Here is a 24,999-nt window from a genome sequence, read left to right as displayed (position 1 = left end):
ACGATGACACGCCTCCCGATCTTCATCCCGACCGCCGCGCTGCTGACAGCCGCCCTGCTGACCGCGTCGTCGCTGCTGGCGCAGGGCGGCGGTTCGCCGGCGGTCGATGCCACCGTGCAGGCCAACAATGCGGCGAAGGCTGCGCAGGCGCGCATCGATGCGCTTGATGACCAGACGCGCAGCCTGCTGGAACGCTACCGCGCGGCGATCTGGCAATCGCAGCAGCTGAAGGTCTATGCCGAACAGGTCGAGCCGCTGCTGGCCACCCAGGATGCCGAACGCGCCGCGCTGGCCGCTCAGGCCCGCGAGCTGGCCACCAACACACGTGACCTGACGCCGCTGCTGCTGAAGATGATCGACAGCCTCGACAAGTTCATCGCGCTCGACCTGCCGTTCCTGGTCGCCGAGCGCAAGGAGCGCATCGCCGGCCTGAAGCGGCTGATGACCGATCCGGCGGTGACCCAGGGCGAGAAGTACCGGCGCGTCGTCGAGGCCTATCGCATCGAGGCCGACTATGGCCGCGTGTTCGGCGCCGAGCGCATGGAGCTGGACGTCGATGGCGCGCGCAAGCTGGTCGACGTGCTGCGCATGGGCCGCACCGCGATGTACGCGATGACGCTCGATGGTCGCGAGGCGCTGGCCTGGGATGCGCCGAAGAAGGCCTGGCTGCCGCTGGCCGAGCAGCATCGCGGCGAGATTCGCGAGGCACTGCGCATCGCCCGCGAAACGGCGGCACCGCTGGTGGTGACCTTGCCGGTGCCGACGCCGACGGCCACTGCAGCGAAGGCGGTGGCCAAGTGAGCGCGCGGTCCTGGCTGGCTGCGGCGCTGCTGCTGGTCGCGGCGAACGCGCAGGCGCAGCAGGCGGCCGGCATCGACGAGCTTCTGAAATCGATCCGCGAATCGAGCGCGCAGAACGCGAAGATCAACGCCGAGCGTGAAGCGCGCTTCCTGCGCAACAAGGCCGAACAGCAGGCGCAGCTGGCGCAGGCGGAGGCTGAACTGCGCGCCGCCGAAGCGAAGGCGGCCGCCGTGCGCGGCCGCTACGAAGCCAACCAGAAGGCGATCAGCGAGTTCAAGGCGCAGCTGTCGGCGCAGAGCGGCGACCTTGGTCAGGTCTACGCGGCGGTGCGCGAGGCGGCCACCCAGTTCCGCGCGGCAGCGGCCGATTCCTATGTCACCGCGCAGTTCCCGGAGCGGCTGAAGGTACTCGACCAGCTGGCCGATCCGGCCCGGCTGCCGAGCAACCAGCAACTGGAGGATTTCTGGTTCCTGCTGCAGCAGGAGCTGGGTGAGAACGGCAAGGTGGTGCGCTTCCAGGCGCCGGTTGCAGCGGCCGACGGCACCACGACGCCGCAGACCGTGACCCGCATCGGCGCGTTCGGGGCGATTGCCGGCGGCGACTATCTGGTCGCGCAGCCCGGCGGCGGCCTGATCACGCCGCAGCGCAGCGAGCAGCCGCGCGGCCCTGCCGAAGCCTTCGCGGAAGCTGCGGCAGGCGAATGGCTGCCGGTGGCGGTCGACCCGACGCGTGGCAACCTGTTCCGGCTGGCGGCCCTGCGGCCCGACATCCTCGAGCGCATCCACCAGGGCGGCGAAGTCGGCTACGTGATCATCCTGCTTGGCCTGGTCGGCGTCGGCCTGGCGCTGTACCAGCTCTGGTATCTGGCGATCGTCGGCGGCCGGATGAGCCGCCAGCTCAAGGCCATCGATGCGCCGCAACCGGACAATCCGCTGGGCCGGGTGCTGGCCTGCCTGAAGGACGACGGCCGCGCGCACGATCCGGAAGTGCTGGAAACCCGCGTCTCCGAAGCGGTGCTGCGGGAACTGCCGCGCATCGAGCGCTTCCAGAGTTTCCTCAGCATGGTGGTGGCGGCAGGACCGCTGCTCGGGCTGGTCGGCACCGTCACCGGCATGATCATCACCTTCCAGGTGATCACCGAAGTCGGCGCCGGCGATCCCAAGGTGATGGCTGGCGGCATTTCGCAGGCAATGATCGCCACCGTGCTCGGCCTGATGATCGCGATCCCGATCCTGTTCATCAACAGCGTGCTTGGCGCGCGTTCGCGGGTGCTGGTGCAGATCCTGGACGAACAGGCCGCCGGCCTGCTGGCGCGCCGGCTTGAAGCGCGGATCGGCGAGGGCGGTGCGCCGTGAACGAGCTGCTGCACATCGCCTTCGAGCTGCCGCGCGATTCCTGGGAGGATTTCCTGCGCCTCGGCGGCTGGGTCGTGCAGGTGATCCTGGTGGCAGCGCTGGCGATGTGGACGCTGATCCTGGAGCGCTACTGGTACCTGAAGCGCATTCACCCGCAGCGGCTGGCGGAGAAGAAGGCCGAGTGGTCGTCGCGTGGCGATCGCCGCTCGTGGACCGCGCAGCGCATCCGCGAGCAGCTGCTGTCGGAGCTGAAGGTCGGCATGTCGGCAACCATGCCGCTGATCAAGGTGATGGTGCCGCTGGCGCCGCTGCTGGGCCTGCTCGGCACCGTGGCCGGGATGCTCGAAGTGTTCGACGCGATGACCGCCGCCGGCCAGGCCGATGTCCGGGCGATGGCCTATGGCGTGTCGCACGCGATGGTGGCGACCCTGGCCGGCCTCGTCGTCAGCCTGCTCGGGCTGTTCTTCTCGGTGCGGCTGGCCGCGCGCGTGCGCTGGGAGTCGGACCGGCTGCCCGATCGCTTCGTGACCGAATGAGCGCCCGGCCATGAAAGTCCGCCGCCATTCCCAGGTCCGCGAGGACACCCACATCGACCTCGCGCCGATGCTGGATTTCTTCCTGAACCTGCTGATCTTTTTCATCATCAGCGCCGCCTTCGTGTCGGAGTCCGGGCTCAAGATCAACCGCCCGAACGCGCAGACAGCGGTGAAGCTCGACAACTCGGCGATCTTCGTCGGCATTTCCGCCAGCGGCGACATCTTCGTCGACCGCGGCCGGGTCGACATCCGCCTGCTGCGCGCCACGATCGAGCGGCTGCGCGCCCAGAAGCCGAAATCGCCGGTGGTGATCCAGGCTGATCGCGACGCCCGCGCCGGGCTGGTGGTCGAGGCCATGGATCAGGCGCGGCTGGCCGGTGCACCGGACGTTGCGATTTCAGCCACGCCGGCAGCAGCGCCCTGAGATGGCGACGGTCGCTCCTTCCGCGATCGCACCGCTACCCGTCGATGTCGGGCGGCGGCCGTGGCGCTGGCTGCTGCTGATACCGCTGGCGGCGCTGCTGGTGCTGCTGATGGTGGTGGTGATGCGCTGGATGATCGATTCGCCGCATCTCGAGGGCCCGCCGGGCGACGACAGCCTGCCGGTCTCGCAGATCGTCAAGGCGGAGCAGCAGAAGCCGCCGGAAGCCGATGAGGCTGCGGCGCGCCTGCCGGAGCTGGCGCCGCCACCGCCGCCGGATTCGCCACCGTCGCTGGCCCGCGCCAGCCTGCCGAACATCCCGACCTCGTCGATCCCGATCTCGGTGCCGGAGGTCAATGTCGCCGCCGTCGGCATCGGCAGCGCGGATCTCGGCATCGGCGCCGGGCTCGGCAGCAGCGGCGTGTTCGGCGGCTTTGCCGGCGGCGGCAACGGCTCCGGCAACGGTGGTGGTGGCGGCGGAGGTGGCGGCCGGGGCGATGGCGGTTTCAAGGGCCGCGAGCTGGTGCCGCTGTCCACCGCCCGTCCGCAGATGCCGGACTGGGCCTGCAAGAAGAAGATTCGCGGCTGGGTCGAGGTGGTGTTCGTGGTGACACCGGGCGGCCAGGTCGAGAATGTCCGCATCGTCGATGCCGAGCCGCGCGGCGTTTATGAAGGTGCGGCCATTGAAAGCGTCGGCAACTGGATCTATCCAAAAGGAAAGACGCCTGCCGAAGTGAAGCAGCGGGTCGAGATGGACCCCGCCGACTGTGCCTACAACTACCGCTGACCATGATCCGAACACTGCTGACCAGCCTGCTGCTGCTGCCGACCCTGGCATTCGCCTCGACCGACGCTCACGACGTGGCGCTGATCGAGACCCTGGCGATCGGCCTCGGCTTCGCCTTCGTCGGCGGCTTCATCGCCTTCCGCATCGGCCTGCCGCCGCTGCTCGGCTACCTGATGGCCGGCGTCGCGGTCGGCCCGTTCACGCCCGGGCTGATCGTCGATGCCAGCCTCGCGCCGCAGCTCGCCGAGATCGGCGTGATCCTGCTGATGTTCGGTGTCGGCCTGCATTTCTCGATCCGCGACCTGATGCGGGTCAAGGGCATCGCCATTCCTGGCGCCATCGCCCAGATCGCGGTCGCCACCGTGATGGGCATGGGCCTCGCCGAATACTGGGGCTGGTCGCTCGGCGCCGGGCTGGTGTTCGGGCTGGCGCTGTCGGTGGCCAGCACCGTGGTGCTGCTGCGGGCGCTGGAAGCACGCGGGATGCTGCATTCGGAAGACGGCCAGATCGCCGTCGGCTGGCTGATCGTCGAGGACCTGGTGATGGTGCTGGCGCTGGTGATGCTGCCGGCGCTGGCCGGCCCGCTCCGAGGCGAGGCGCTGGATCTGAACGCGTTGCTGCGCTCGCTGGGCCTGACCCTGGCGATGATCGCGCTGTTCGTGACGCTGATGCTGGTGGTCGGCCGCCGGTTGTTCCCGTGGCTGCTGGCGCAGGTGCAGAAGAGCGGCTCGCGCGAGCTGTTCACGTTGGCGGCGGTGACGCTGTCGCTCGGGGTGGCCTTCCTGTCGGCCGAGGCCTTCGGCGTCAGCTTTGCGCTGGGCGCCTTCTTCGCCGGCATCGTCGTCAACGAGTCCGACCTGAGCCATCGCGCGGCCGATGAATTGCGGCCGTTCCAGGACAGCTTCGCGGCGCTGTTCTTCGTGTCGGTCGGCATGCTGTTCGATCCGATGATCCTGATCAGCTCGCCGCTGTCGGTGCTGGCCGTGGTCGCGGTGATCGTGATCGGCAAGTCGCTGGCCGCCTACGTGATCGTGCGGCTGCTCGGCTGGTCCAACGGCACGGCGCTGAACGTGTCGGCCGCACTGGCCCAGATCGGCGAATTCAGCTTCATCCTGATCGGACTCGGCCTGACCCTGAACCTGCTGCCGCCACAGGCGCAGGCGCTGGCGGTGGCCGGTGCGCTGATTTCCATCGCGGTCAATCCGATGGTGTTGCGCTTCACGGTCCGCTTCCGCTGATGCGGGCAGTCTTGCCGGTCGCGCTGCTGGCCGGGCTGCTGGCGGCCCCGCTGGCGGCCGACCAGTACAAGAGCGAGGCGCGCATCCCGGACGGCGGTGGCGGCAAGCCGGCGACGCAGGATCTGGCGACCCAGCTCGGCAACACCACCGATCCGTATGCCCGTGCGCTGCTGCTCCGCGAGCTGGCCGGGCAGGCCGCGAACCGCAAGGATCTCGACGCCGCCGCCCGCTACCTGGAGCAGGCGATCGCCACCGGCGCGCTGTCCGGGCCGGCGGCCGACGAGATGCGGGCAACGCTCGGCCGGCTGCGGGTCGGCAAGGGTGATCCGGCCAGCGTCATCAAGGGCCTGGAACCGGCCTGGAAGGCCGGCAAGCCGCTGCCGCCGGAGCAGATGGTGGCGCTCGGCGCCGCCTATCTGCAGCAGAAGCGCTATCGCGATGCGGTCGGCCCGCTGGCCAAGGGTGTCGCCGCCAGGCCGCAGCCGGACCTGTCGTGGCGGCGGGCGCTGTATGCGGCCTACGTCGGCGCCGGCCAGGAAGGCGAGGCGGCCAAGGTGCTGGAAACCGTGGTCCGCGACCAGCCGAGCGCGAAGGACGACTGGTTCCGGCTGTCGGCGCTGTACCTGAAGGCCGGCGACAGCAGCCGCGCGCAGGCGGCGATGGAAGTGGCCAGCCGGCTCGGCTACATCAGCACCGAGGAACAGCGGCTGCAGCTGGTCGGCCTGACCGCCCAGATCGGCGCGCCGTACGCCGCCGGCTCGCTGCTGAAGGGCTGGCTGGAGGCCGGCAAGCTGCCGAAATCCGCCGCCAACCTGCGTTCGCTGGCGGCACTGTGGGTGGCGGCGCGCGAGGCGACGCTGGCGATCCCGGCGCTGGAGGACGCGATCCGCGCCGCCGCCGCGCCCGAGCTGTACCTGCAGCTCGGCCAGCTGCATCTGGATCGCGAGGCGTATCCGAAGGCGAGCGAGGCGCTGCGGCAGGCGATCGCGCTCGGCGCGAAGACCGGGCCGGCCTACATGACGCTCGGCGTCGCGCTGTACCAGCAGGCTGACGTCGATGCTGCAGCGAGCGCGTTCCGCAGCGCCACGCAGTACCCAGCCAGCCGCAAGCTCGCCGAGCAGTGGGTGAAGTACCTCGACTCCGGCCGCGCCCGCGAGCAGGCGATCGCCGCGCTGGCCCAGCGCCGGGATCGCCCGCAGGACGAGGGCCCGCAGCTGGCGACCGGCCTGCTTGAAGGCCCGGTGACGGTGGCCGACGCCGCAATGCCGGCGACACCGGAGGCCGTCGAGCCGGGGGTGTCGGTCGGCAGCGGCGGGTTGACCGCCGTCGGCGCCGAACAGGGCGGCAATCGTGACGGCAGCATTCCGCCGTACACCGGCGGCCTGACCCGTTCGCAGTGGCCGGCCGGCTACCAGCCCGGCCAGAAGCTGGCCGATCCGTTCCCCGGCGACCGGCCGAAGTTCACCATCACCGCCGCCAACCTGGCGCAGTACGCCAGCCGGCTGTCGGACGGGCATCGCGCGCTGTTTGCCCGCTATCCGGACTACACGATGCCGGTCTACGAAACCCGGCGTTCGGTGGCTTTCCCGCAGGCGATCCTCGACGCCACCCGGGCCAATAACGGCCGGGCCAAGGCGCCGGCCGCCGATTCGCTGGAGGGCGCGAAGCTGGGTTTCCCGTTCCCGCAGCCGAAGACCGGCGTGGAAGTGCTGTGGAACCACCGCGTGCGCTATCGCGGCGACAGCGCGCAGCTGCAGTACCAGCAGGCCGTGGTGGCGCCGGACGGCGCGATCCGCTCGCCCGGCAATGCCGTGTTCCGGGTGCTGTTCCGCTACGGCAACCTGCGCGATCCGGGCGATGTCGAGCGGGAAAACATGATCGCCTACGGCACCTTCAGCGTCGCCCGGCCGGGCCAGCGGCCGGAGTTTGTCGCGCTGTTCCACGAAACCGCCAACTCGCTGCAGCGGGCGCGTGGCATCTGGGTGCTGCTGGTCAACGCCGGCAAGATGTTCCGGGTGCCGCCGATCGGTTACGACCAGCCGTATCCGGAGACCGACGCGATCCAGTTCATCGACATGGTCGACATGTACAACGGCCTGTTCGACCGCTACGTCTGGAAGCTCACCGGCAAGCGCGAGCTGTACATCCCGTACAACAGCTACCGGCTCAGCGACGGCCGCTACAAGAACAAGGACCTGCTGACCCGCGGCCACTTCAACCAGGCCGGCACCCGCTACGAGCTGCACCGCGTCTGGGTGGTCGAGGCCAGCCTGCGGCCGGGCAACAAGCACAGCTTCGGCAAGCGCGTGTTCTACGTCGACGAGGACAGCTGGAACGTCGTGCTGGTCGAGAACCACGATCCGTCCGGCGCGCTGTGGCGCTTCCAGGAAGGCCATCTGCTGCCGCTGTACGACGTGCAGGCGGCGTTTGCGGTGCCGGGCCTGACCTACGACCTGAAGGCCGGCAGCTACTTCGCCGAGCGGCTGTTCTCGGAATCGCCGGCGATCCAGTACGGCCTGCCGATGAGCGATCAGGAGTTCCTGCCGGCAGCGGTCAAGAACAAGTACAGCCGCTGATCTCGGCCGGCTCCGCTCGACGGTCCGCCGGCCAGGTTCAGAACTGCGACAGCACGCCGGCGATGGTGGCGGTCATCAGTGTGGCCAGTGTGCCGCCGAGCACCGCCAGCAGGCCGAGCCGGGCCAGATCGGCACGCCGCGACGGCGCCAGCCCGCCGATGCCGCCGATCTGGATGGCGATCGACGAAAAATTGGCGAAGCCGCACAGCGCGTAGGTCGCGATCACCCGGCTTTCCGGCAGCAGGCTGCCGAGGTGCTTGGACAGCTCGACGTAGGCGACGAACTCGTTGATGACGATCTTCTGGCCGATGAAGCTGCCGATCAGCGTGGCGTCCTGCCAGGGCACGCCGATCAGCCAGGCCACCGGCGCCAGCAGGTAGCCGAGCAGCATCTGCAGGCTCAACTGAACGTCGTGGCCGGCGAGGTCGCTGAGCCAGCGGTTGACCGTGGTGCCCGCACCGACCTCGAAATGGCCGAGCGCGGAGATCGGCGCATTGATCAGCGCGATCAGCGCGACGAAGGCCAGCAGCATCGCGCCGACGTTCATCGCCAGCTTCAGGCCTTCGCCGGCACCGGCGGCGGCGGCGTCGATGATGTTGGCGGTGTCGCGCTCCACCGGCACCCGCACCTCGCCCCGGGTCAGCGGCTCGCCGACTTCCGGCCGCAGGATCTTGGCGATCAGGATGGTCGCCGGTGCCGCCATCACGCTGGCCGCCAGCAGGTGCTTGGCGTAGAACGCCGAGGCCGCCGGATCGCCGCCGCCGAGCAGGCCGATGTAGGCCGCCATCACCGAGCCGGCGATGTGCGCCATGCCGCCGATCATCACCGTCATCAGCTCGGACTCGGTCATCCGCTCGATGTACGGCTTGATGGTCAGCGGCGCTTCGGTCTGGCCGACGAAGACGCTGGCGCAGACCGAGGTGGTTTCAGCACCCGACACCTTCATGACCCGGGTGATCGCCCAGGCCATCACCTGGACGATCTTCTGCATCACGCCCAGGTGGTACAGCACGCCGGTCAGCGAGGCGAAGAAGACGATCGTCGGCAGCACTTGCACAGCGAAGATGAAGCCCAGTTCCTTGGAGTTGATCAGGCTGCCGAAGATGAACTCGGTGCCGACCCGGCCATAGCCGAGCAGCGCCACGAAGCCGCCGGCCAGGGTGTCGAAGATGTCGCGGCCCAGCGGCACCTTCAGCACGAACGTCGCGAAGCCGATCTGCAGCAGCACGCCGGTGGCGACCAGCCGGCGGTCGATCGCCCGGCGGTTGTTGGAGCACAGCAGCGCGATCGACAGCAGCATCGCCAGTCCGAACAGCCCGAATCCGATCTGCGCCAGCGTATCCAGCATGAACCTGCGTCTCCTCGAACCGTCGTCTGTCGTGTCGCTTGCAGTCCGCACGAAGCGGACCAGATCGGCTTGCCCGGCGCCGGTGGCTCAGTGGCGTTCGTGCGGCAGGCGCAGGCCCAGTTCGACGATCCGATCGGCCTCCATCTTGCGGACCACCAGTTCCATCTCGCCGAGGCGCAGGCGGTCGCCGACCACCGGCTTGTGGACCACGCTGGACACGAAGGCGGCCAGCGTGAAGTCGGCCGCCGACGACGGCACGTCGAGGCCGTAGGCCTCGGCCAGTTCGCTGAGCAGGGCTTCGGGGCTGATGATGAATTCGCCGAAATAGCGCTGCTGCTCCACGCCCTGGTTGCCGCGGGTCTGCTGGAACAGCTTGTCCAGCTCCGGCAGCTCGGCCTTGGAAACGATCAGCGACAGGTAGTCGCCGCCTTTCAGCACGCCCCAGTCGCGATACGGAATCAGCTTGCCGGCGCGGGTCAGGCTGACGATCCGCGAGCTGTCTTCCAGCGGCAGCTGCTTGGGCCGCTTGCCGATCAGCGCGCTGGTCCGCGCCAGCCGGTAGCTGACCATCTCGTAGCCGCGGGTGCCGGGCAGATCGATGTCGGCGCGGCGCACGCGGGTCGAGACCGGCGGCATCTGCAGGCCCAGCAGCCGCGCCACCGGCGCCACGGTCCAGCCCTGCACGATCAGCGACACCAGCACGATGAAGAAGGCGACGTCGAAGAACAGCGTCGCGTTCTTGAGGCCGGCCAGCAGCGGGAAGGTGGCCAGCACCATCGGCACCGAGCCGCGCAGGCCCACCCAGCTCATGTAGACCTGCTCGCGCCACGGGAAATGGAACGGCAGCAGCGAGATGCCGACCGCGATCGGGCGGGCAATGAAGGTCAGCACGGCGGCGGTGATCAGCGCCGGCACGGCGACCTCGACCATGCGGCTTGGCGTGGCCAGCAGGCCGAGCACCAGGAACATGCCGATCTGGGCCAGCCAGGCGATGCCGTCGTGGAAGCGCTTGATGCTGGCGAAGGCGCGGATCGGCTGGTTGCCGAGCATCAGGCCGGCGAGGTAGACCGCCAGGAAGCCGCTGCCGCCGACGGTGGCCGTGACGCCGTAGATCAGCAGGCCGCCGAACATCGCCAGCAGCGGGTACAGCGAATCGCCGAGCGTCACCTCGTTCAGGGTGCGGATCAGCAGGTAGCCGCCGGCGTAGCCGAGCGCCACACCGAACACCACCTGCATGCTCAGCAGCTGGGCCACTTCCAGCGCGCCGTAATGTTCCGGTGCCAGCAGGTAATGGACGAGGCCGATGGTCAGCATCACGGCCATCGGGTCATTGGTGCCGGACTCGATTTCCAGCGCCGAGCTGATGCGGTTGTTCAGGCGCACCGCGCGGGTCGACAGCAGCGAGAACACTGCCGCTGCGTCGGTGGAGCCGACGATCGCGCCGATCAGCAGGCCTTCGGCGATCGGCAGGCTGAACAGCCAGGCCGCCAGCGCGCCGACGATCGAGGTGGTGATCAGCACGCCGACTGTCGCCAGCATCAGCGCCGGCCGCAGGCCGACCCGGAAATTCGACATCGGCGTGCGCAGGCCGCCGTCGAACAGGATCACCGCCAGCGCGGCGGTGCCGGCGACGTTGGCGGTCTTGTAGTCGGTGAAATGGATGCCGCCGGGGCCATCCTCGCCGGCCAGCAGGCCGACGATCAGGAACACCAGCAGCAGCGGCACGCCGAGGCGCGGCGTGATCGCCGTGGCCAGGATCGAGATCAGGAACAGCGTTCCCGCAACCAGGATGGCGTGACTGGCAACTTCTTCCATGACGATCGGGCAGGTGGGGTGTCGGCCGCAGGCGCGGCACCGGAGTCGATGCTAGCGGATCGCGCCGCCTTGATGCTGCAAGGCGCAGCAATCGGCGCGGCAGCAGCGCCAACGGCGAGCTGTGCCGACGCTGCGGGAACTGGCCGGGAGGCTTTTTGTCATACTCGCCGCGACTCTCGCCGCCGCTTGCCATCCATGAAATCAACGCTCCTTGCCGCCGTCCTGCTTGCCTGCACTGCCTCCGTGATGCCGGCGCGGGCCGCCGATGACGCCGCCGCTGCCGCCACCATCGCCAAGGCGCTCGGCATCAGCGCCGACAACGTCCGGCCGTCGCCGGTCGCCGGCCTCTACGAAATCCAGCACCAGCGCGAATTCGCCTACGCCACGGCCGACGGCCGCTACCTGCTGCGCGGCGATCTGGTCGACATGAAGACCGGCGAGGAACTGACCGAGAACCGCCGCCGCGTCGACCGCCTGGACGTGCTGGCCAAGCTCGGCAGCGACAAGCTGATCGAGTTCGCGCCGGCACCGCCGATGGCCACCAAGTACACGGTCACCGTGTTCACCGACATCGACTGCGGCTACTGCCGCAAGCTGCATTCGGAGATTGCCCAGTTCAACGCCAAGGGCATCGCGATCCGCTACGCGTTCTTCCCGCGTTCCGGGCCGGACACCGAATCCTGGTACAGCGCCGAGGCGGTCTGGTGCTCGGCCGACCAGCGCAAGGCGCTGACCGACGCCAAGGCCGGCGCGCAGATCAAGCTGAAGGGCAAGGCCTGCAACAACCCGGTGGCCGAGGAATACCAGCTGGCGACCGATCTCGGCATTCGCGGCACGCCGATGCTGGTGCTGCCGAACGGCGATGTCTTCCCAGGCTACGTGCCGGCCGCCCAGCTGGCGGCCAAGCTCGCCGAACTCGGCAGCAAGCCGAAGAGCCCGGCGAAGGGCTGACCGCCCAGCGACCGCAGGCCCGAGCGGCCCGGTGCCTTCAGGCGCCGGGCCGTATTCGTTTTCATCGGCGGCAGGCGGCGTTCCGGGCCGGTCACGACCGCGCCGCCGCCCTACAATGTCGCCCCTCGCAGCGCCGGTCACCGGCGGCTGCCGCGACCGATCACGACCGACCAACACGCATGGACAAGACCTTCGATCCCAAGCCCATCGAGGCCCGCTGGTGCCAGGACTGGGAAGCTGGCGGCTGCTACCAGCCGAGCGGCAGCGGCACGCCGTACGCGATCATGATCCCGCCGCCGAATGTCACCGGCACCCTGCACATGGGCCATGCCTTCCAGCACACGGTGATGGACGCGCTGACCCGCTATCACCGGATGTCGGGCGACGACACGCTGTGGCAGCCGGGCACCGATCACGCCGGCATCGCCACCCAGATGGTGGTCGAGCGCAACCTGAAGCTGGCCGGCGAGCCGAGCCGCGCCGAACTCGGTCGCGAGAAGTTCCTCGAAAAGGTCTGGGACTGGAAGAAGTACTCGGCCGGCACCATCGGCCAGCAGATCCGCCGCATGGGGTCGAGTGTCGACTGGACCCGCGAAGCGTTCACGATGGACCCGTCCTATTCGAAGGCGGTGATCGAGCACTTCGTGCGCCTGCACGAGGATGGCCTGATCTACCGCGGCAAGCGTCTGGTCAACTGGGACCCGGTGCTGCAGACCGCGATCTCCGATCTGGAAGTCGTGCAGGAAGAGGAGAACGGCAAGCTCTGGCACTTCCGCTATCCGCTCGCCGACGGCGTGATCTATGTCGACGCCGAAGGCCGCACCTTGAACTACATCGTGGTCGCCACCACGCGCCCGGAAACGATGCTCGGCGACACCGCGGTGGCGGTGCATCCGGAAGACGAGCGCTACCGGCATCTGGTCGGCAAGGACGTGATCCTGCCGCTGTGCGACCGCCGCATTCCGATCGTCGCCGACGATTACGTGGATCGCGAGTTCGGTACCGGCTGCGTGAAGATCACGCCGGCGCATGATTTCAACGACTACCAGCTCGGCCAGCGGCACCAGCTGCCGCTGATCAACATCCTGACCCGCACCGCCAGCCTCAATGACGCCGTGCCGGAGCCGTATCGCGGCCTAGACCGCATGGACGCGCGCAAGCGTGTCATCGCCGATCTCGAAGCGACTGCCGACCTGCCGGGCGCGGCTGCGGCCGCGCTCGACGCCGATGGCAAGCCGGTCTACCCGCGCGGGCTGGTCGACAAGATCGAGCCGCACAAGCTGAAAGTGCCCAGAGGTGACCGCAGCGGCGCGGTGCTGGAGCCGTACCTCACCGATCAGTGGTTCGTCGACCTGACCCGCGACACGCGCCACGACGGCCAGCCGGGCAAGGGCGGGCGGGCGGCGATCACCCAGCCTGCGATCGACGCGGTGGAATCCGGCCGCATCCGCTTCGTGCCGGACAACTGGAAGACCACGTACTTCCACTGGCTGAACAACATCCAGGACTGGTGCATCAGCCGCCAGCTCTGGTGGGGCCATCGCATCCCGGCCTGGTACGACGAGGCCGGCAAGGTCTACGTCGGCCGCGACGAGGCCGAAGTGCGCGCCAAGCACGGTCTCGGTGACAGCGTGTCGCTGAAGCAGGACGAGGATGTCTTCGACACCTGGTTCTCCTCCGACATCTGGCCGATGGCGACGCTCGGCTGGCCGGACAACACCGAAGCGCTGAAGAAGTACTACCCGTCGAGCGTGCTGGTCACCGGCTTCGACATCATCTTCTTCTGGGTTGCCCGGATGGTGATGATGGGCCAGTACTTCATGAACGACGTGCCGTTCAGGGACGTGTTCATCACCGGTCTGGTGCGCGATCCGGAAGGCAACAAGATGTCGAAGTCGAAGGGCAATGTCCTCGACCCGCTCGATGTCGTCGACGGCATCACGCTCGATGCGCTGGTCGCCAAGCGCACCACCGGGCTGATGAACCCGGCCACTGCGCCGAAGATCGAGGTCAAGACCCGCAAGGACTATCCGAAGGGCATCGAGGCGGTCGGCGTCGACGCGCTGCGCTTCACCTTCGCCGCACTCGCCACCAACGGCCGCGACGTGCGCTTCGACGCGGCGCGCGCCGAGGGCTATCGCAACTTCTGCAACAAGATCTGGAACGCTTCGCGCTTCGTGCTGATGAATGTCGGTGCGCTCGATCCGGAAACCGGCGCCGAGCTGGCCGGCGTGTCGCTGGACGGCGAGGCGCGGCTATCGACCGCCGATCGCTGGATCATCTCGCGGCTGCAGCGTCTGGAAGCCGAGGCCGCGCAGCACTTCGCCGATTACCGCTTCGATCTGCTCGCCGCCGCGCTCTACCAGTTCATCTGGAACGAGTACTGCGACTGGTATCTGGAGCTGACCAAGCCGGTGATGCAGGGCACGGACGAAGCGGCTAAGCGCGGCGCGCGGCGCACCTTGGTGCGGGTGCTGGAAGTCGCGCTGCGGCTCTTGCACCCGATCATGCCGTTCATCACCGAGGAGATCTGGCAGCGCGTCGGCCCGCTGGCGGGCAAGACCGGCAGCACGATCATGCTGCAGCCGTATCCGGTCGCCGATCTGGCCAGGATCGACGAGGCCGCCGAGGCCGATGTCGAATGGCTCAAGGGCTTCATGCTCGGCGTGCGCCAGATTCGCGGCGAGATGGATATCGCGCCGGGCAAGCCGGTGCCGGTGCTGATCCAGAACGCCAGCGCTGATGATGCCGAGCGGATCGCGCGCTTTACCGATTCGGTCAGCTTCCTGGCGCGGCTGGAGTCGATCCGCGTGCTGTCGGCGAGCGACGAGGCGCCGCAGTCGGCCACCGCGCTGCTCGGCAGCATGAAGATCCTGGTGCCGATGGCCGGGCTAATCGACAAGGCTGCCGAACTGGCGCGGCTGGCGAAGCTCAAGGCCAAGCTGCAGAAGGATCTGGAAACCAACGAGGCGCGGTTGGCCAGCGACAAGTTCGTCAATGGCGCCCCGGCCGCGGTGATCGAGAAAGAGCGTGCCCGCGTCGCCCAGCAGAAGGCGGAGCTGGCAACGCTGGCCGAGCAGGAAGCGCGGATCAGCGCGCTGTGATTGACGGCGGGCGCTGGCCTGTTGCTGCCGCCAGCGAGGCCGTAGCAGCGGCCAGCCAGTCCGGGTTCGCCAGGTACCAGTCGACGGTTTCCTGAAGCCCGGCGGCGAACTCCCGGCTCGCGGTCCAGCCGGTGTCGCGCGCGAACTTCGTGCCGTCCAGCGCGTAGCGCCAGTCGTGGCCGGGACGGTCGTCGACATGGCGGATCAGGCCGGCGTGCGGTGCGCGTTCGGGCCGGCGCAGGTCCAGCAGCGCGCAGAGCTGCTGGACCAGTTGCAGGTTGCTGTGCTCGATGCCGCCGCCGATGCAGTAGGACTCGCCGACACGCCCATGCAGCAGTGCGGCGCGCAGCGCGGCAGCGTGATCTTCCACGTGCAGCCATTCGCGCACCTGCTGGCCGCTGCCGTAGATCGGTAGCGGTTCACCGGCCAGCGCGGCGGTGATCACGCGCGGGATCAGCTTTTCCGGCAGCTGCCGGGGCCCGTAGTTGTTCGGCGAGTAGGTGGTGATCACCGGCAGGCCGTAGGAGCGGTGCCAGGCGCGGGCGAGATGGTCGGCGCCGGCTTTGGTCGCCGAGTACGGCGAGTTCGGCGCATGCCGGGAGGCTTCGTCGAAACGGCCGCTGGCGCCGAGCGCGCCGAACACTTCGTCGGTGGACACGTTGACGAAGCGGAAGGCGGCACGCCGGTCGGCATCCAGCGTGTCGACGTGGCTGCGGGCGGCGTCGAGCAGCACCGCCATGCCGACCAGATTGGTGTGGATGAACGGCGCCGGACCTTCCAGAGAGCGGTCGACATGGCTTTCGGCGGCCAGGTGGATGACCGCATCCGGCTGCGCGCGGGCGAACAGCGCCTGCATCGCGGCGGCGTCGGCGATGTCGGCGACGGTCAGCGAGAAACGGGGATCACCGAGCGCTTCGATCAGCGAAGCGCGCAGGCCGGCGTAGCCGAGGCTGTCGACGCCGAACAGCTGCCAGTCGGTTTCGCGCAGCCATTGCCCGACCAGGGCCGAGCCGATGAAGCCGGCGCAACCGGTGACCAGCACGCGGCGGGGGCGGGAAGCGCTCATGTCAGCTGGTGGCGGGAACGGGGATGCAGGGCAGGCCGGCAGTATGAAGCCTGACGCGCGGCGTCCGGACGTCGCGGCGCGGCCCGTGGCTCGGCACCCGCTTCGCCGCCGGGCAGGGACGTCGGTTAGCCTTCCGGCCTCGACCTTCGAACCGCTGCGCGCCGATCCGTGAACCGCCGATTTTCTCTGCATGGCAAGCTCGCTGCCGCGCTGTCGCTGGCCGTGGCGTTCGGCGTGCTGCTGGGCGTGGGTTTCGGCCAGCTGTTCGCCGATCGCCGTGTGGCGGTGGCGGCGGCGCTGCTGCTGGGCATGCCGGTGGTGCTGGTGGCGGCGCGTTCGCTGATCGATCCGGTGATGCAGCTGCTGCGCGGTCTGACGGCGCTGGTCGACAGCTATCGCGATGGCGATTTCAGCATCTCGCTGGCGAGCCGCCGGGGCGACGAGCTGGGCGAGCTGGCGCGCGCCCACAACGCGCTCGGTGCGACCTTGCGCGAGCAGCGCCAGAACCTGGTGCAGCGCGAACTGCTGCTCGACACCGTGGTGCAGAACACGCCGGTGGCGCTGGTGCTGGTCGATGCCGGCAATCGGGTGGCCTACTCGAACATCGCGGCCCGCCAGCTGCTCAATGAAGGCCGAAGCATGAATGGCCATGATTTCGCGGCGATTCTCGGCCACTGCCCGCCGGCGCTGCAGGATGCCGTGACACGCGGCGAGGACGCGCTGTTCGGCGTCGAGCTGGCCGGGCAGGAGGAGATGTACCACGCCTCCACCCGCGGCTTCCGGCTGGCCAGCCAGCCGCACCGGCTGCTGCTGTTCCGGCGCATGACCCGCGAGCTGTCGCGGCAGGAAGTGGCGACCTGGAAGAAGGTGATCCGGGTCATCAGCCACGAGCTGAACAATTCGCTGGCGCCGATTTCCTCGATGGCCCATTCCGGCGCCGAACTGGCGCGACGCGGCGAGCTGGCGCGGGTCGGCGCGGTGTTCGCCTCGATCAGTGAACGGGCCCGGCACCTGCATACCTTCATCGGCGGCTATGCGCGCTTCGCCAAGCTGCCGGCGCCGCAGCGGCAGCCGGTGGTCTGGCGTGCATTTCTCGCGGGTCTGCAGGAGCAATGGCCGTTCCGTATCGAGGGCCCGGTGCCCGACGAACCGGCGCTGATCGACCGCGCGCAGATCGAGCAGGTGCTGATCAACCTGCTGCGCAACGCCCATGAATCCGGCAGCGCGCCGGAGGCCATCGTGCTGTCGGTACAGCGTCTCGGCGGTGAATGGCGGATCGACGTGCGCGATGGCGGCCCGGGCATGAGCGAGACGGTGCTGGCCAATGCGCTGCTGCCGTTCTATTCGACCAAGCGCAGCGGCACCGGCCTGGGGCTGGCGCTGGCCCGAGAGATCGCCGAAGCCCATGGTGGACGCATCCTGCTGGCCAATGCCGGCGACAGCGAAGGCTCGGGCGGTCGCGGCCTGTGCGTCAGCCTGAGCCTGCCGGTTGCCCGCTGACACGGCGGCCATGCGCGGCCGGCTTTCTTAACAGGGTCCGGCAAAACCGGTATCGTCCGAGCAACCATCTGTTCATGACCTGCCCGCAGATCGCGCGGGCCTGCCACGCCCACGTCCGATGTCGCCCTCACTCTCTCGCTGGCTCTGGCACGCCGTTGCGGCCGCCCTGCTGGTCGCCATCGGCAGCGGCCTGTACCTGGCCAGCAAGCGCATCGACTACACCTGGCGCTGGGAGCGGATTCCGCAATACCTGATTTCCACCGAAGGCGACGACCAGAAAGCGCCGTTCGATGGCTTCGTCGCAGTGTCGGAAGACGGGCGCGCGCTGTCGATGACGGCGCTGCGCGGCGCCGAGACGGCCGAGTTCACCGGCTTCAGCCGGATCGTCGCCGGCAATGGCGACCTGGTCTTCGAAGGCGACGTGATCGCCAAGACCGACGCCATCAGCGCTGGCCCGCTGTTGGTCGGCCTGTGGCTGACCCTGAAGATCTCCGCGCTGTCGCTGGTGTTCGCGCTGCTGCTAGGCCTGCTGGTCGGGCTCGGCCGGGTATCGCGCAATCCGGCGGCGCGTGACCTGGCGGCGTTCTATGTCGAGGTGATTCGCGGCACGCCGCTGCTGGTGCAGATCTTCATCGTCTACTTCTTCATCGGCACGGTGCTGCAGCTGTCGGCGTTCGCGGCCGGCGTGGTGGCGCTGGCGGTGTTCACCGCCGCCTATGTCGCCGAGATCGTCCGCGCCGGCATCGAAGCGGTGCCGAAGGGCCAGACCGAGGCCGCGCAGAGCGTCGGCCTGTCCGGCTTCCAGACCATGCGCTACGTGATCCTGCCGCAGGCGACCCGGCGCATCCTGCCGCCGCTGGCCGGGCAGTCGATCAACCTGATCAAGGATTCCTCGCTGGTGTCGGTGATGGCGCTGACCGACCTGACCAAGGCCGGCCGCGAAGTGGTGTCGTCGACCTTCAGCCCGTTCGAGGTCTGGTTCGTGGTGGCGCTGATGTACCTGCTGCTGACCGGCGTGCTGTCGGTCGCGGTGCGGCGGCTGGAACGCCGCTATGCGGTGCAGGGATGACGGAGGCGACGATGGACCAGCCGGCGACAGTGCTGATCGAGGCGCGTGACATCGAGAAGCGCTATCCGAACGGCGTGCTCGGTCTGAAGCGGGCCTCGCTGTCGGTGAAGGCAGGCGAGGTGGTGGTGATCGTCGGGCCCAGCGGCTCCGGCAAGTCGACTCTGTTGCGCACCTTCAACGGTCTGGAGGTGATCACTGGCGGCGAGATCGTCGTCGACGGTCACGTGCTGCACCAGCGTTCGGCGGATCTGCGCGCGCTGCGCCAGCGGGTCGGCATGGTGTTCCAGCAGTTCAACCTGTTTCCGCATCTGACCGTGCTGGAAAACCTGTGCCTGGCACCGGTCAAGGTGCTGAAGCTGAGCGCCGCGCAGGCCGACGAGCGGGCGCGGGCGCTGCTGGCCAAGGTCGGGCTGTCGAACAAGTGGGACTGCTATCCGGCGCAGCTGTCCGGTGGCCAGCAGCAGCGGGTGGCGATCGCCCGGGCGCTGGCGATGCAGCCGGCGGTTATCCTGTTCGACGAGCCGACCAGCGCGCTCGATCCGGAAATGGTCGGCGAGGTGCTGGAAGTCATGAAGCAACTGGCGGTCGACGGCATGACCATGTGCGTGGTCACCCACGAGATGGGTTTTGCCCGCGCGGTCGCCGACCGGGTGATCTTCATGGACGGCGGCGAAATTCTTTGCGAGGACGCGCCGGAGACCTTTTTCGGCGCGCCCCGGCACGAACGGCTGCAGAGCTTCCTTCGGCAGGTGCTTTGAGCGTGGCGGCGGACCGAGCACGGCCTGATTCCGCCATACTCTCCTTCTGCGGCTTGCACGGGAACGTCGTGCCGCGCAAGCTTTGCAGGCCTCAAGTGTGCGGGGCGGGTCATCGGCCCGACCCCTACGAATTCAAATCAGAAGTCTTCCGGAGGGTTTTCGACATGAAGCGTTCACTCATCGCTGCCGCTCTTTTGCTGGCTGCCGGCAGCGCCGCTGCCGCCCCGACCGCGCCGCAGTTCGGTCTGCTCAATGGCCGCGGTGCCACCGCTGCGCTGCTGGCTGGCACGCCGGCCCTGCCGGGTGGCCTCGGCAACTCGGTTCCGCTGTTCTTCGCCGGCAACTCGGTCGACGGCTTTGCCGCCGGCCGCAACGGCTTCAGCAGCGCCGTCATCGTGCTGACCGCCGACACGCCGCGCCTGCACGGCCTGCGTGATACCTCGGTGAAGATGTTCAACACCTTCTACGACACGCTGCTGCCGCTGTATCAGGCCGCCGATCCGGTGCTGGTGCGGCTGACCACGCCGGCCGAACCGCTGCTGACGCCGGTCGGTGCGACGATCGCCGACGCTGCCGTGCAGCTCGCCATCGCCATCGACGGCACAGCGCTGCGGCTGGGCAACCTGCGTTCGTCGAACGCCGGCGCCTCGCTGCCGGGCCTCGAGGGGCTGTCGTTCCGGCGCTGAGCCGCCGCGACCAAGTACCCGGCAGCCGCTGACGATGCTGCCGGGCGCCTGAAAGCAAGAAAGGCGGGCATCGCGAGATGCCCGCCTTTTTTGTGGCCGCGCCGCAGATCCCAGCGGCGGGGCAAGGGCCGGCTAGTGCAGGCCGGCCGCCTGGATCGCAGTGATGAACGGTTGCGGGTAGATGCCCAGCACGATCATCAGCAGCATCAGCGCGACGACCATCGCGCCACCGGTGCCCGAGGCCCAGTCCAGTGGCGCGGAGTACTTCCGCACCCAAGGCGTACGCAGGTACAGCTGCACCATCGCGCGCAGGTAGTAGTACAGGCCGACCGCGCTGCCGAACACGACCGCTGCTAGCAGCAACCACTGGCGCTTCTCGACACCGGCGGTGATCGCGTAGAACTTGCCGATGAAGCCGGCCGTCATCGGGATGCCGGCCAGCGACAGCATCGCCGTCGTCAGGATCGCGGTCAGGTACGGACGACGCCAGAACAGGCCGCGGTAGTCCCACAGGCGGTCGGCGTCATGGCCCTTGTACGGGCTCGACACCAAGGTCACGACGCCGAAAGCCGCCAGCGTGGTGACGACGTAGGTCAGCAGGTAGATGCCCACCGCTTCGGTGGCGAACTGGCCGGCGGCGATGAAGGCCACCAGCAGATAGCCGAAATGGGCGATCGACGAGTAGGCCAGCAGGCGCTTCAGGTTTTCCTGCAGCAGTGCCAGCAGGTTGCCGGCGACGATCGAGATGATCGCCAGCGCCGACAGCACGTCGAGCAGCAGCCCGTACTGGTAGGCCTTGGCTTCGACGAAGAAGCGCAGCAGCACTGCGAACACGGCGACCTTCGAGGCGGTGGCGAGGTAGGCGCCGACCGGCGCCGGCGCGCCTTCATAGACGTCCGGCGTCCACAGGTGGAACGGCGCCAGCGACAGCTTGAAGCCGATGCCGATCAGGATCATCGCGCCGCCAATCACCAGCACCGTGTGCGGCGCGCCAGCCGTGATCGCGGCCGTGCGGGCGCCGATGTCGGCGAAGCCAAGCGCGCCGGTCTGCGAGTAGATCAGCGCCATGCCGAACAGCAGGAACGCCGACGCGGCAGCCGACAGCACCAGGTACTTCATGCTCGCTTCCAGCGAGCGGCGTTCCTTGACCAGGTAGCCGATCAGGCCGTACAGCGGCACGCTGAGCAGTTCCAGGCCGATGAAGAAGCTGGCGAAGTGGCGGGCGCAGACCAGCACCAGGCCGCCCAGCACCGACAGGTTCAGCAGCAGGTAGACCTCTTCCTTGTTGCCGTCGAAGCCTTCCATGTACGCATGCGACAGCGTTGCCGTGGCAAGGCCGGTGGCCAGCACCATCGCCATGTACAGGCAGGAGTAGCTGTCGACGACCAGCAGCGGCGTGACGATCTGCGGCGACACGAAGTAGGCGACCACGCAGCCAATCAGCGCCAGGTTCAGGCCGACCACCGAGAACGTCGCGTTCCACCAGTGATGACGGCGGATCGCGATCGCCGTCATCACCCAGACGACGGTGGCGCTGCTGAACAGGATCGGCAGCAGGGCCAGCAGCTGGTCGCGGCTCATGGCAGCACCTCGGCCACGGAAGCGGCAGGCGGCACGAGGCCGGTGGCGTAGATGGTCTGCACGCCAGCCATGGTGGCCTTGGTGACATCGAGGATCGGCTGCGGATACAGGCCCATGAACAGGATCAGCGCCATCAGGCTCAGCATGGTGGTCATTTCGCGGACATTGAGGTCACGCAGCTTCTCGTCCGATTTCGCGGCGCCGAAGAAGGCGCGCTGCATCATCATCAGCGAGTAGACGGCGGCCAGGATCAGGCCGGTGGCCGACACGATGGTGATCACCGGGTTGATCGGGAAGCTGCCGACCAGGATCAGGAATTCGCCGACGAAGTTGCCCATGCCGGGCAGGCCGAGGGCAGCTGCGGAGAAGAACATCGCGATCGGCGGCAGGAACGGCAGCCGCGACCACAGGCCACCCATCTCGCGCATGTCGCGCGTATGCAGGCGTTCGTAGATTTCGCCGCACAGGATGAACAGCGCACCGGCGGAAATGCCGTGCGCCAGCATCTGGATCACCACACCCTGCAACGACTGCTCGGTGCCGGAATAGATGCCGACCAGGATGAAGCCCATGTGCGACACCGACGTGTAGGCGACGAAGCGCTTGACGTCGTGCTGGGACAGCGACAGCACCGCGCCCCAGATGATGCCGGCGACGCCGAGCCACATCGCCACCGGCGCGATCTCCTGCGAGGCATGCGGGAACATCGGCACGCCGAAGCGCAGGATGCCGTAGGCGGCGGTCTTCAGCAGGATGCCGGCAAGGTCGACCGAACCGGCGGTCGGCGCCTGCGAGTGGGCGTCCGGCAGCCAGGAATGCACCGGGACCACCGGCATCTTCACCGCGAAGGCGACGAAGAAACCGAGCATCAGCCACCACTCCAGCTGGGCCGACATCGCGCCCGAACGAGTCCAGGCGAGCAGGTCCGGATAGCCGAAGCTGATCGTGCCGGTGGCCTGATAGTGGGCGAACACCAGCGCCAGGATCGCCAGCAGCATCAGCAGGCCGGAGGCCTGGGTGAAGATGAAGAACTTGGTGGCGGCGAACACGCGTCCCTTGCCGCCGGGGATGTTGTGTCCCCACAGCGCGATCAGGAAGTACATCGGCACCAGCATCATTTCCCAGAAGAAGAAGAACAGGAAAAGATCCATGGCGAGGAACACGCCGATCACGCCGGCCAGGTTCCACAGCAGGTTCAGGTGGAAGAAGCCGACGTTACGCTGGACTTCATTCCACGAGCAGGCGATCGCCAGCACGCCGATCAGGCCGGTCAGCACGATCAGCACCAGCGACAGGCCGTCGAGCGCCAGATGGAAGCTGATGCCGAGGCGCGGAATCCAGTCGGCCTTGAACTCGGCGACCCACTGCGGGCTCGACGGATTCAGCAGGGTCTGCGTGTAGTCGCCGACGTGCCACAGGTACAGCGACATCAGCAGCACGATCGACATCGTGATCAGGCCGACCCAGCGCGGGAAACCGCGACCGAAACGCTCGCCCTGCCAGCACAGGAAGCCGCCGACGAACGGGATCACCATCAGCCAGACAAGGATCATGACAACACCACCAGGGCGATGATCAGCACGGCGCCGCCGGCCATGCTGGCGGCATACCAGCGGATCTGGCCGGTCTGGGTGCGGGCCAGCAGGCCGTTCAGGGCAGTCAGCGGTTGGGTGAGGCTCATGACGACGGTGTCGAAGGCGTCCTTGCGGGTGAGGTGCACGAAAAACATGAAGGGCTTCACGAACAGCCGGTCATACAGCCAGTCGAAACCGAAGGCGCTGAACCAGAACTTCGCAATCAGCTTGGCGGTCGGGTTCTTGCCGAGCGCGGTCACGAAGCGGCGCTCACCGAAGAACAGCAGATAGCCGATGCCGACACCGAGCAGCGCGACACCGCCCGACACCAGCGCAATCGTCGTGTGCAGGCTGTGCTCGGCATGCGGGCTGGCCGGCAGCACAGCATCGACCGGCGGGTGGATGAAGCCGCCGACCGCCGTCGACAGCACGATCAGCACCAGCAGCGGCAGGTTGTAGGAAATGCCGTGGCCGGCATGGACGTCGGCATGGCCGTGGTACTTGCCGAAGAAGGTGATGAAGATCAGCCGCGCGGTGTAGATCGAGGTCAGGAAGGCACCGAACAGCGCGGCGTAGAACAGCGGGTGATTGCCGCCGGCCCAGGCGCCGATCAGGATCTCGTCCTTCGAATAGAAGCCGGCGGTGATGTACGGCAACGCCGCCAGCGCAGCACCGCCGATCACGAAGCTCCAGAACGCCAGCGGCAGCTTCTTGCGCAGGCCACCCATGTGGAAGATGTTCTGCTCGTGGTGGCAGCCGAGGATCACCGCGCCCGAGGCCAGGAACAGCAGCGCCTTGAAGAACGCGTGGGTCATCAGGTGGAAGATCGCCGCGCTCCAGGCGCCAGCGCCGAGCGCCAGGAACATGTAGCCGATCTGGCTCATCGTCGAGTAGGCCAGCACGCGCTTGATGTCGGTCTGCACCATCGCCGTGAAGCCGGCGATCAGCAGGGTCACCGCGCCGGTGGCACCGACCATCGACAGCGCGAACGGCGATAGCTCGAACAAGGTGTGGGTGCGGGCGATCAGATAGACGCCGGCGGTGACCATCGTGGCCGCGTGGATCAGCGCGGAGACCGGCGTCGGGCCGGCCATCGCGTCTGGCAGCCAGGTCTGCAGCGGCAATTGCGCCGACTTGCCGACCGCACCGCCGAGCATCAGCAGCGCAATCGCGGTGATCAGATCCGGCTTGTCGGCATAGAACGCCGGCGCGGCCTTGAGGATCTCCTGGATATCGAGCGTGCCGAGGTCGCGCCACAGCAGGAACAGTGCGATCGCCATGAAGGTGTCGCCGACACGGGTGACCACGAAGGCCTTGCGGGCGGCGGCACCATTGGCGGCGTCGCTGTACCAGAAGCCGATCAGCAGGTACGACGCCAGACCGACGCCTTCCCAGCCGAGATACAGCAGCAGCAGGTTATCGCCGAGCACCAGGAACACCATGCTCATCACGAACAGGTTCATGTACGAGAAGAAGCGGCCGTAGCCGGGGTCTTCGCGCATGTACCAGGAGGCGAACAGGTGGATCAGGAAGCCGACGCCGCAGATCACCGAGATCATCGTCAGGCTCAGGCCATCGAGCCGCAGGCGCAGCTCCGGCTTGAAGCTGCCGACATCGATCCAGGTCCACAGCTGCTGGCTGAACACGCCGCCGTCCGGCGGGCTGGTCATGAACTGGAACACGCAGCCGGCGACCACCGCCGCCGAGATGCCGACCGAACCGACGCCGATCGCGGCGGCCGCGTTCTCGCTCCACTTGTCGCGGCCAAAGGCCAGCAACAGGAAGCCGACCATCGGCGCGAGGAAAACCAGGAACAGAAGATCGAACATGTCT

18 protein-coding genes and 1 pseudogene are annotated in these 24,999 nt (G+C 68.1%); 13 read left to right on the top strand and 6 right to left on the bottom strand.

Annotation, left to right across the window (positions count from 1 at the left end; genetic code table 11):
* The first annotated feature begins 3 nt into the window (after window positions 1–3).
* The 7 genes and pseudogenes from ACTIGJ_RS12490 to ACTIGJ_RS12460 all read left to right on the top strand — a co-directional run bounded on the left by ACTIGJ_RS12490 (window position 4) and on the right by ACTIGJ_RS12460 (window position 7,714).
* A complete protein-coding gene (locus ACTIGJ_RS12490; protein ID WP_439640648.1) occupies window positions 4–801 on the top strand; it encodes a DUF3450 domain-containing protein in 798 nt (265 codons plus the stop codon).
* Window positions 798–2,156 carry a MotA/TolQ/ExbB proton channel family protein gene (locus ACTIGJ_RS12485; protein ID WP_439640647.1) on the top strand — a complete coding sequence of 453 codons (1,359 nt, stop codon included), beginning with the start codon at window positions 798–800 and terminating at the stop codon, window positions 2,154–2,156. Before ACTIGJ_RS12490 ends, ACTIGJ_RS12485 begins: the two co-directional genes overlap by 4 nt.
* The gene (locus ACTIGJ_RS12480; protein ID WP_439640646.1) at window positions 2,153–2,692 is read left to right on the top strand and encodes a MotA/TolQ/ExbB proton channel family protein; all 540 of its coding nucleotides are present in this window, start codon (window positions 2,153–2,155) and stop codon (window positions 2,690–2,692) included. Before ACTIGJ_RS12485 ends, ACTIGJ_RS12480 begins: the two co-directional genes overlap by 4 nt.
* 10 nt (window positions 2,693–2,702) lie before the next feature.
* Window positions 2,703–3,116 carry an ExbD/TolR family protein gene (locus tag ACTIGJ_RS12475; protein ID WP_439640645.1) on the top strand — a complete coding sequence of 138 codons (414 nt, stop codon included), beginning with the start codon at window positions 2,703–2,705 and terminating at the stop codon, window positions 3,114–3,116.
* 1 nt (window position 3,117) lies between these two features.
* Window positions 3,118–3,900, top strand: a complete 783-nt coding sequence (locus tag ACTIGJ_RS12470; RefSeq protein WP_439640644.1) for an energy transducer TonB — start codon at window positions 3,118–3,120, stop codon at window positions 3,898–3,900.
* A 44-nt stretch (window positions 3,901–3,944) separates the two neighbouring features.
* Window positions 3,945–5,117, top strand: a pseudogene (locus ACTIGJ_RS12465) (cation:proton antiporter domain-containing protein); the annotation flags it as partial.
* A 20-nt stretch (window positions 5,118–5,137) separates the two neighbouring features.
* A complete protein-coding gene (locus ACTIGJ_RS12460) occupies window positions 5,138–7,714 on the top strand; it encodes a DUF1329 domain-containing protein (RefSeq protein ID WP_439640643.1) in 2,577 nt (858 codons plus the stop codon).
* A gap of 37 nt (window positions 7,715–7,751) precedes the next feature.
* On the opposite strand, the gene ACTIGJ_RS12455 is transcribed toward ACTIGJ_RS12460, so the two are convergent.
* Complete coding sequence (locus tag ACTIGJ_RS12455) at window positions 7,752–9,062, bottom strand: NupC/NupG family nucleoside CNT transporter (RefSeq protein WP_439640642.1); 1,311 nt, start codon at window positions 9,060–9,062, stop codon at window positions 7,752–7,754.
* Window positions 9,063–9,149: 87 nt separating this feature from the next.
* Window positions 9,150–10,877: a potassium/proton antiporter gene (locus ACTIGJ_RS12450; protein WP_439640641.1), complete on the bottom strand. Its 1,728-nt coding sequence runs from the start codon at window positions 10,875–10,877 to the stop codon at window positions 9,150–9,152.
* Between the two features lie 195 nt (window positions 10,878–11,072).
* Here ACTIGJ_RS12450 and ACTIGJ_RS12445 point away from each other — a divergent pair, with 195 nt between their 5' ends.
* Both ACTIGJ_RS12445 and ACTIGJ_RS12440 read left to right on the top strand, forming a co-directional pair.
* A complete protein-coding gene (locus ACTIGJ_RS12445; RefSeq protein ID WP_439640640.1) occupies window positions 11,073–11,828 on the top strand; it encodes a DsbC family protein in 756 nt (251 codons plus the stop codon).
* Window positions 11,829–12,007: 179 nt separating this feature from the next.
* The gene (locus tag ACTIGJ_RS12440) at window positions 12,008–14,932 is read left to right on the top strand and encodes a valine--tRNA ligase (protein ID WP_439640639.1); all 2,925 of its coding nucleotides are present in this window, start codon (window positions 12,008–12,010) and stop codon (window positions 14,930–14,932) included.
* On the opposite strand, the gene rfbB is transcribed toward ACTIGJ_RS12440, so the two are convergent.
* Window positions 14,919–15,998: a dTDP-glucose 4,6-dehydratase gene (gene rfbB, locus ACTIGJ_RS12435; RefSeq protein ID WP_439640638.1), complete on the bottom strand. Its 1,080-nt coding sequence runs from the start codon at window positions 15,996–15,998 to the stop codon at window positions 14,919–14,921. The genes ACTIGJ_RS12440 and rfbB overlap by 14 nt on opposite strands.
* A gap of 168 nt (window positions 15,999–16,166) precedes the next feature.
* Between rfbB and ACTIGJ_RS12430 the strand changes: the two genes are divergently transcribed.
* From ACTIGJ_RS12430 to ACTIGJ_RS12415, 4 genes are all read left to right on the top strand, one after another.
* Window positions 16,167–17,498 (top strand): sensor histidine kinase, encoded by a 1,332-nt coding sequence (locus ACTIGJ_RS12430; RefSeq protein ID WP_439640637.1) that lies wholly within the window; start codon window positions 16,167–16,169, stop codon window positions 17,496–17,498.
* A 118-nt stretch (window positions 17,499–17,616) separates the two neighbouring features.
* Complete coding sequence (locus ACTIGJ_RS12425) at window positions 17,617–18,567, top strand: amino acid ABC transporter permease (protein ID WP_439640636.1); 951 nt, start codon at window positions 17,617–17,619, stop codon at window positions 18,565–18,567.
* Window positions 18,568–18,578: 11 nt separating this feature from the next.
* The gene (locus ACTIGJ_RS12420) at window positions 18,579–19,325 is read left to right on the top strand and encodes an amino acid ABC transporter ATP-binding protein (RefSeq protein WP_439640635.1); all 747 of its coding nucleotides are present in this window, start codon (window positions 18,579–18,581) and stop codon (window positions 19,323–19,325) included.
* A gap of 164 nt (window positions 19,326–19,489) precedes the next feature.
* On the top strand, window positions 19,490–20,011 hold the full coding sequence (locus ACTIGJ_RS12415) for a hypothetical protein (RefSeq protein WP_439640634.1): 522 nt from the start codon (window positions 19,490–19,492) through the stop codon (window positions 20,009–20,011).
* Window positions 20,012–20,143: 132 nt separating this feature from the next.
* Here the strand turns inward: ACTIGJ_RS12415 and nuoN are convergent, their stop codons facing one another.
* The 3 genes from nuoN to nuoL are packed head-to-tail and all read right to left on the bottom strand — an operon-like array spanning window position 20,144 to window position 24,995.
* The gene (gene nuoN, locus ACTIGJ_RS12410) at window positions 20,144–21,592 is read right to left on the bottom strand and encodes an NADH-quinone oxidoreductase subunit NuoN (protein ID WP_439640633.1); all 1,449 of its coding nucleotides are present in this window, start codon (window positions 21,590–21,592) and stop codon (window positions 20,144–20,146) included.
* Window positions 21,589–23,145: an NADH-quinone oxidoreductase subunit M gene (gene nuoM, locus ACTIGJ_RS12405; RefSeq protein ID WP_439640632.1), complete on the bottom strand. Its 1,557-nt coding sequence runs from the start codon at window positions 23,143–23,145 to the stop codon at window positions 21,589–21,591. Before nuoM ends, nuoN begins: the two co-directional genes overlap by 4 nt.
* Window positions 23,142–24,995: an NADH-quinone oxidoreductase subunit L gene (nuoL, locus tag ACTIGJ_RS12400; RefSeq protein WP_439640631.1), complete on the bottom strand. Its 1,854-nt coding sequence runs from the start codon at window positions 24,993–24,995 to the stop codon at window positions 23,142–23,144. Before nuoL ends, nuoM begins: the two co-directional genes overlap by 4 nt.
* Window positions 24,996–24,999 lie beyond the last annotated feature (4 nt).

It is taken from the genome of Nevskia sp. (genome assembly GCF_051860985.1).
Classification (GTDB): domain Bacteria; phylum Pseudomonadota; class Gammaproteobacteria; order Nevskiales; family Nevskiaceae; genus Nevskia.
Note: the sequence above shows the minus strand (reverse complement) of the source record. Positions and strands in the feature narration are given on the sequence as shown.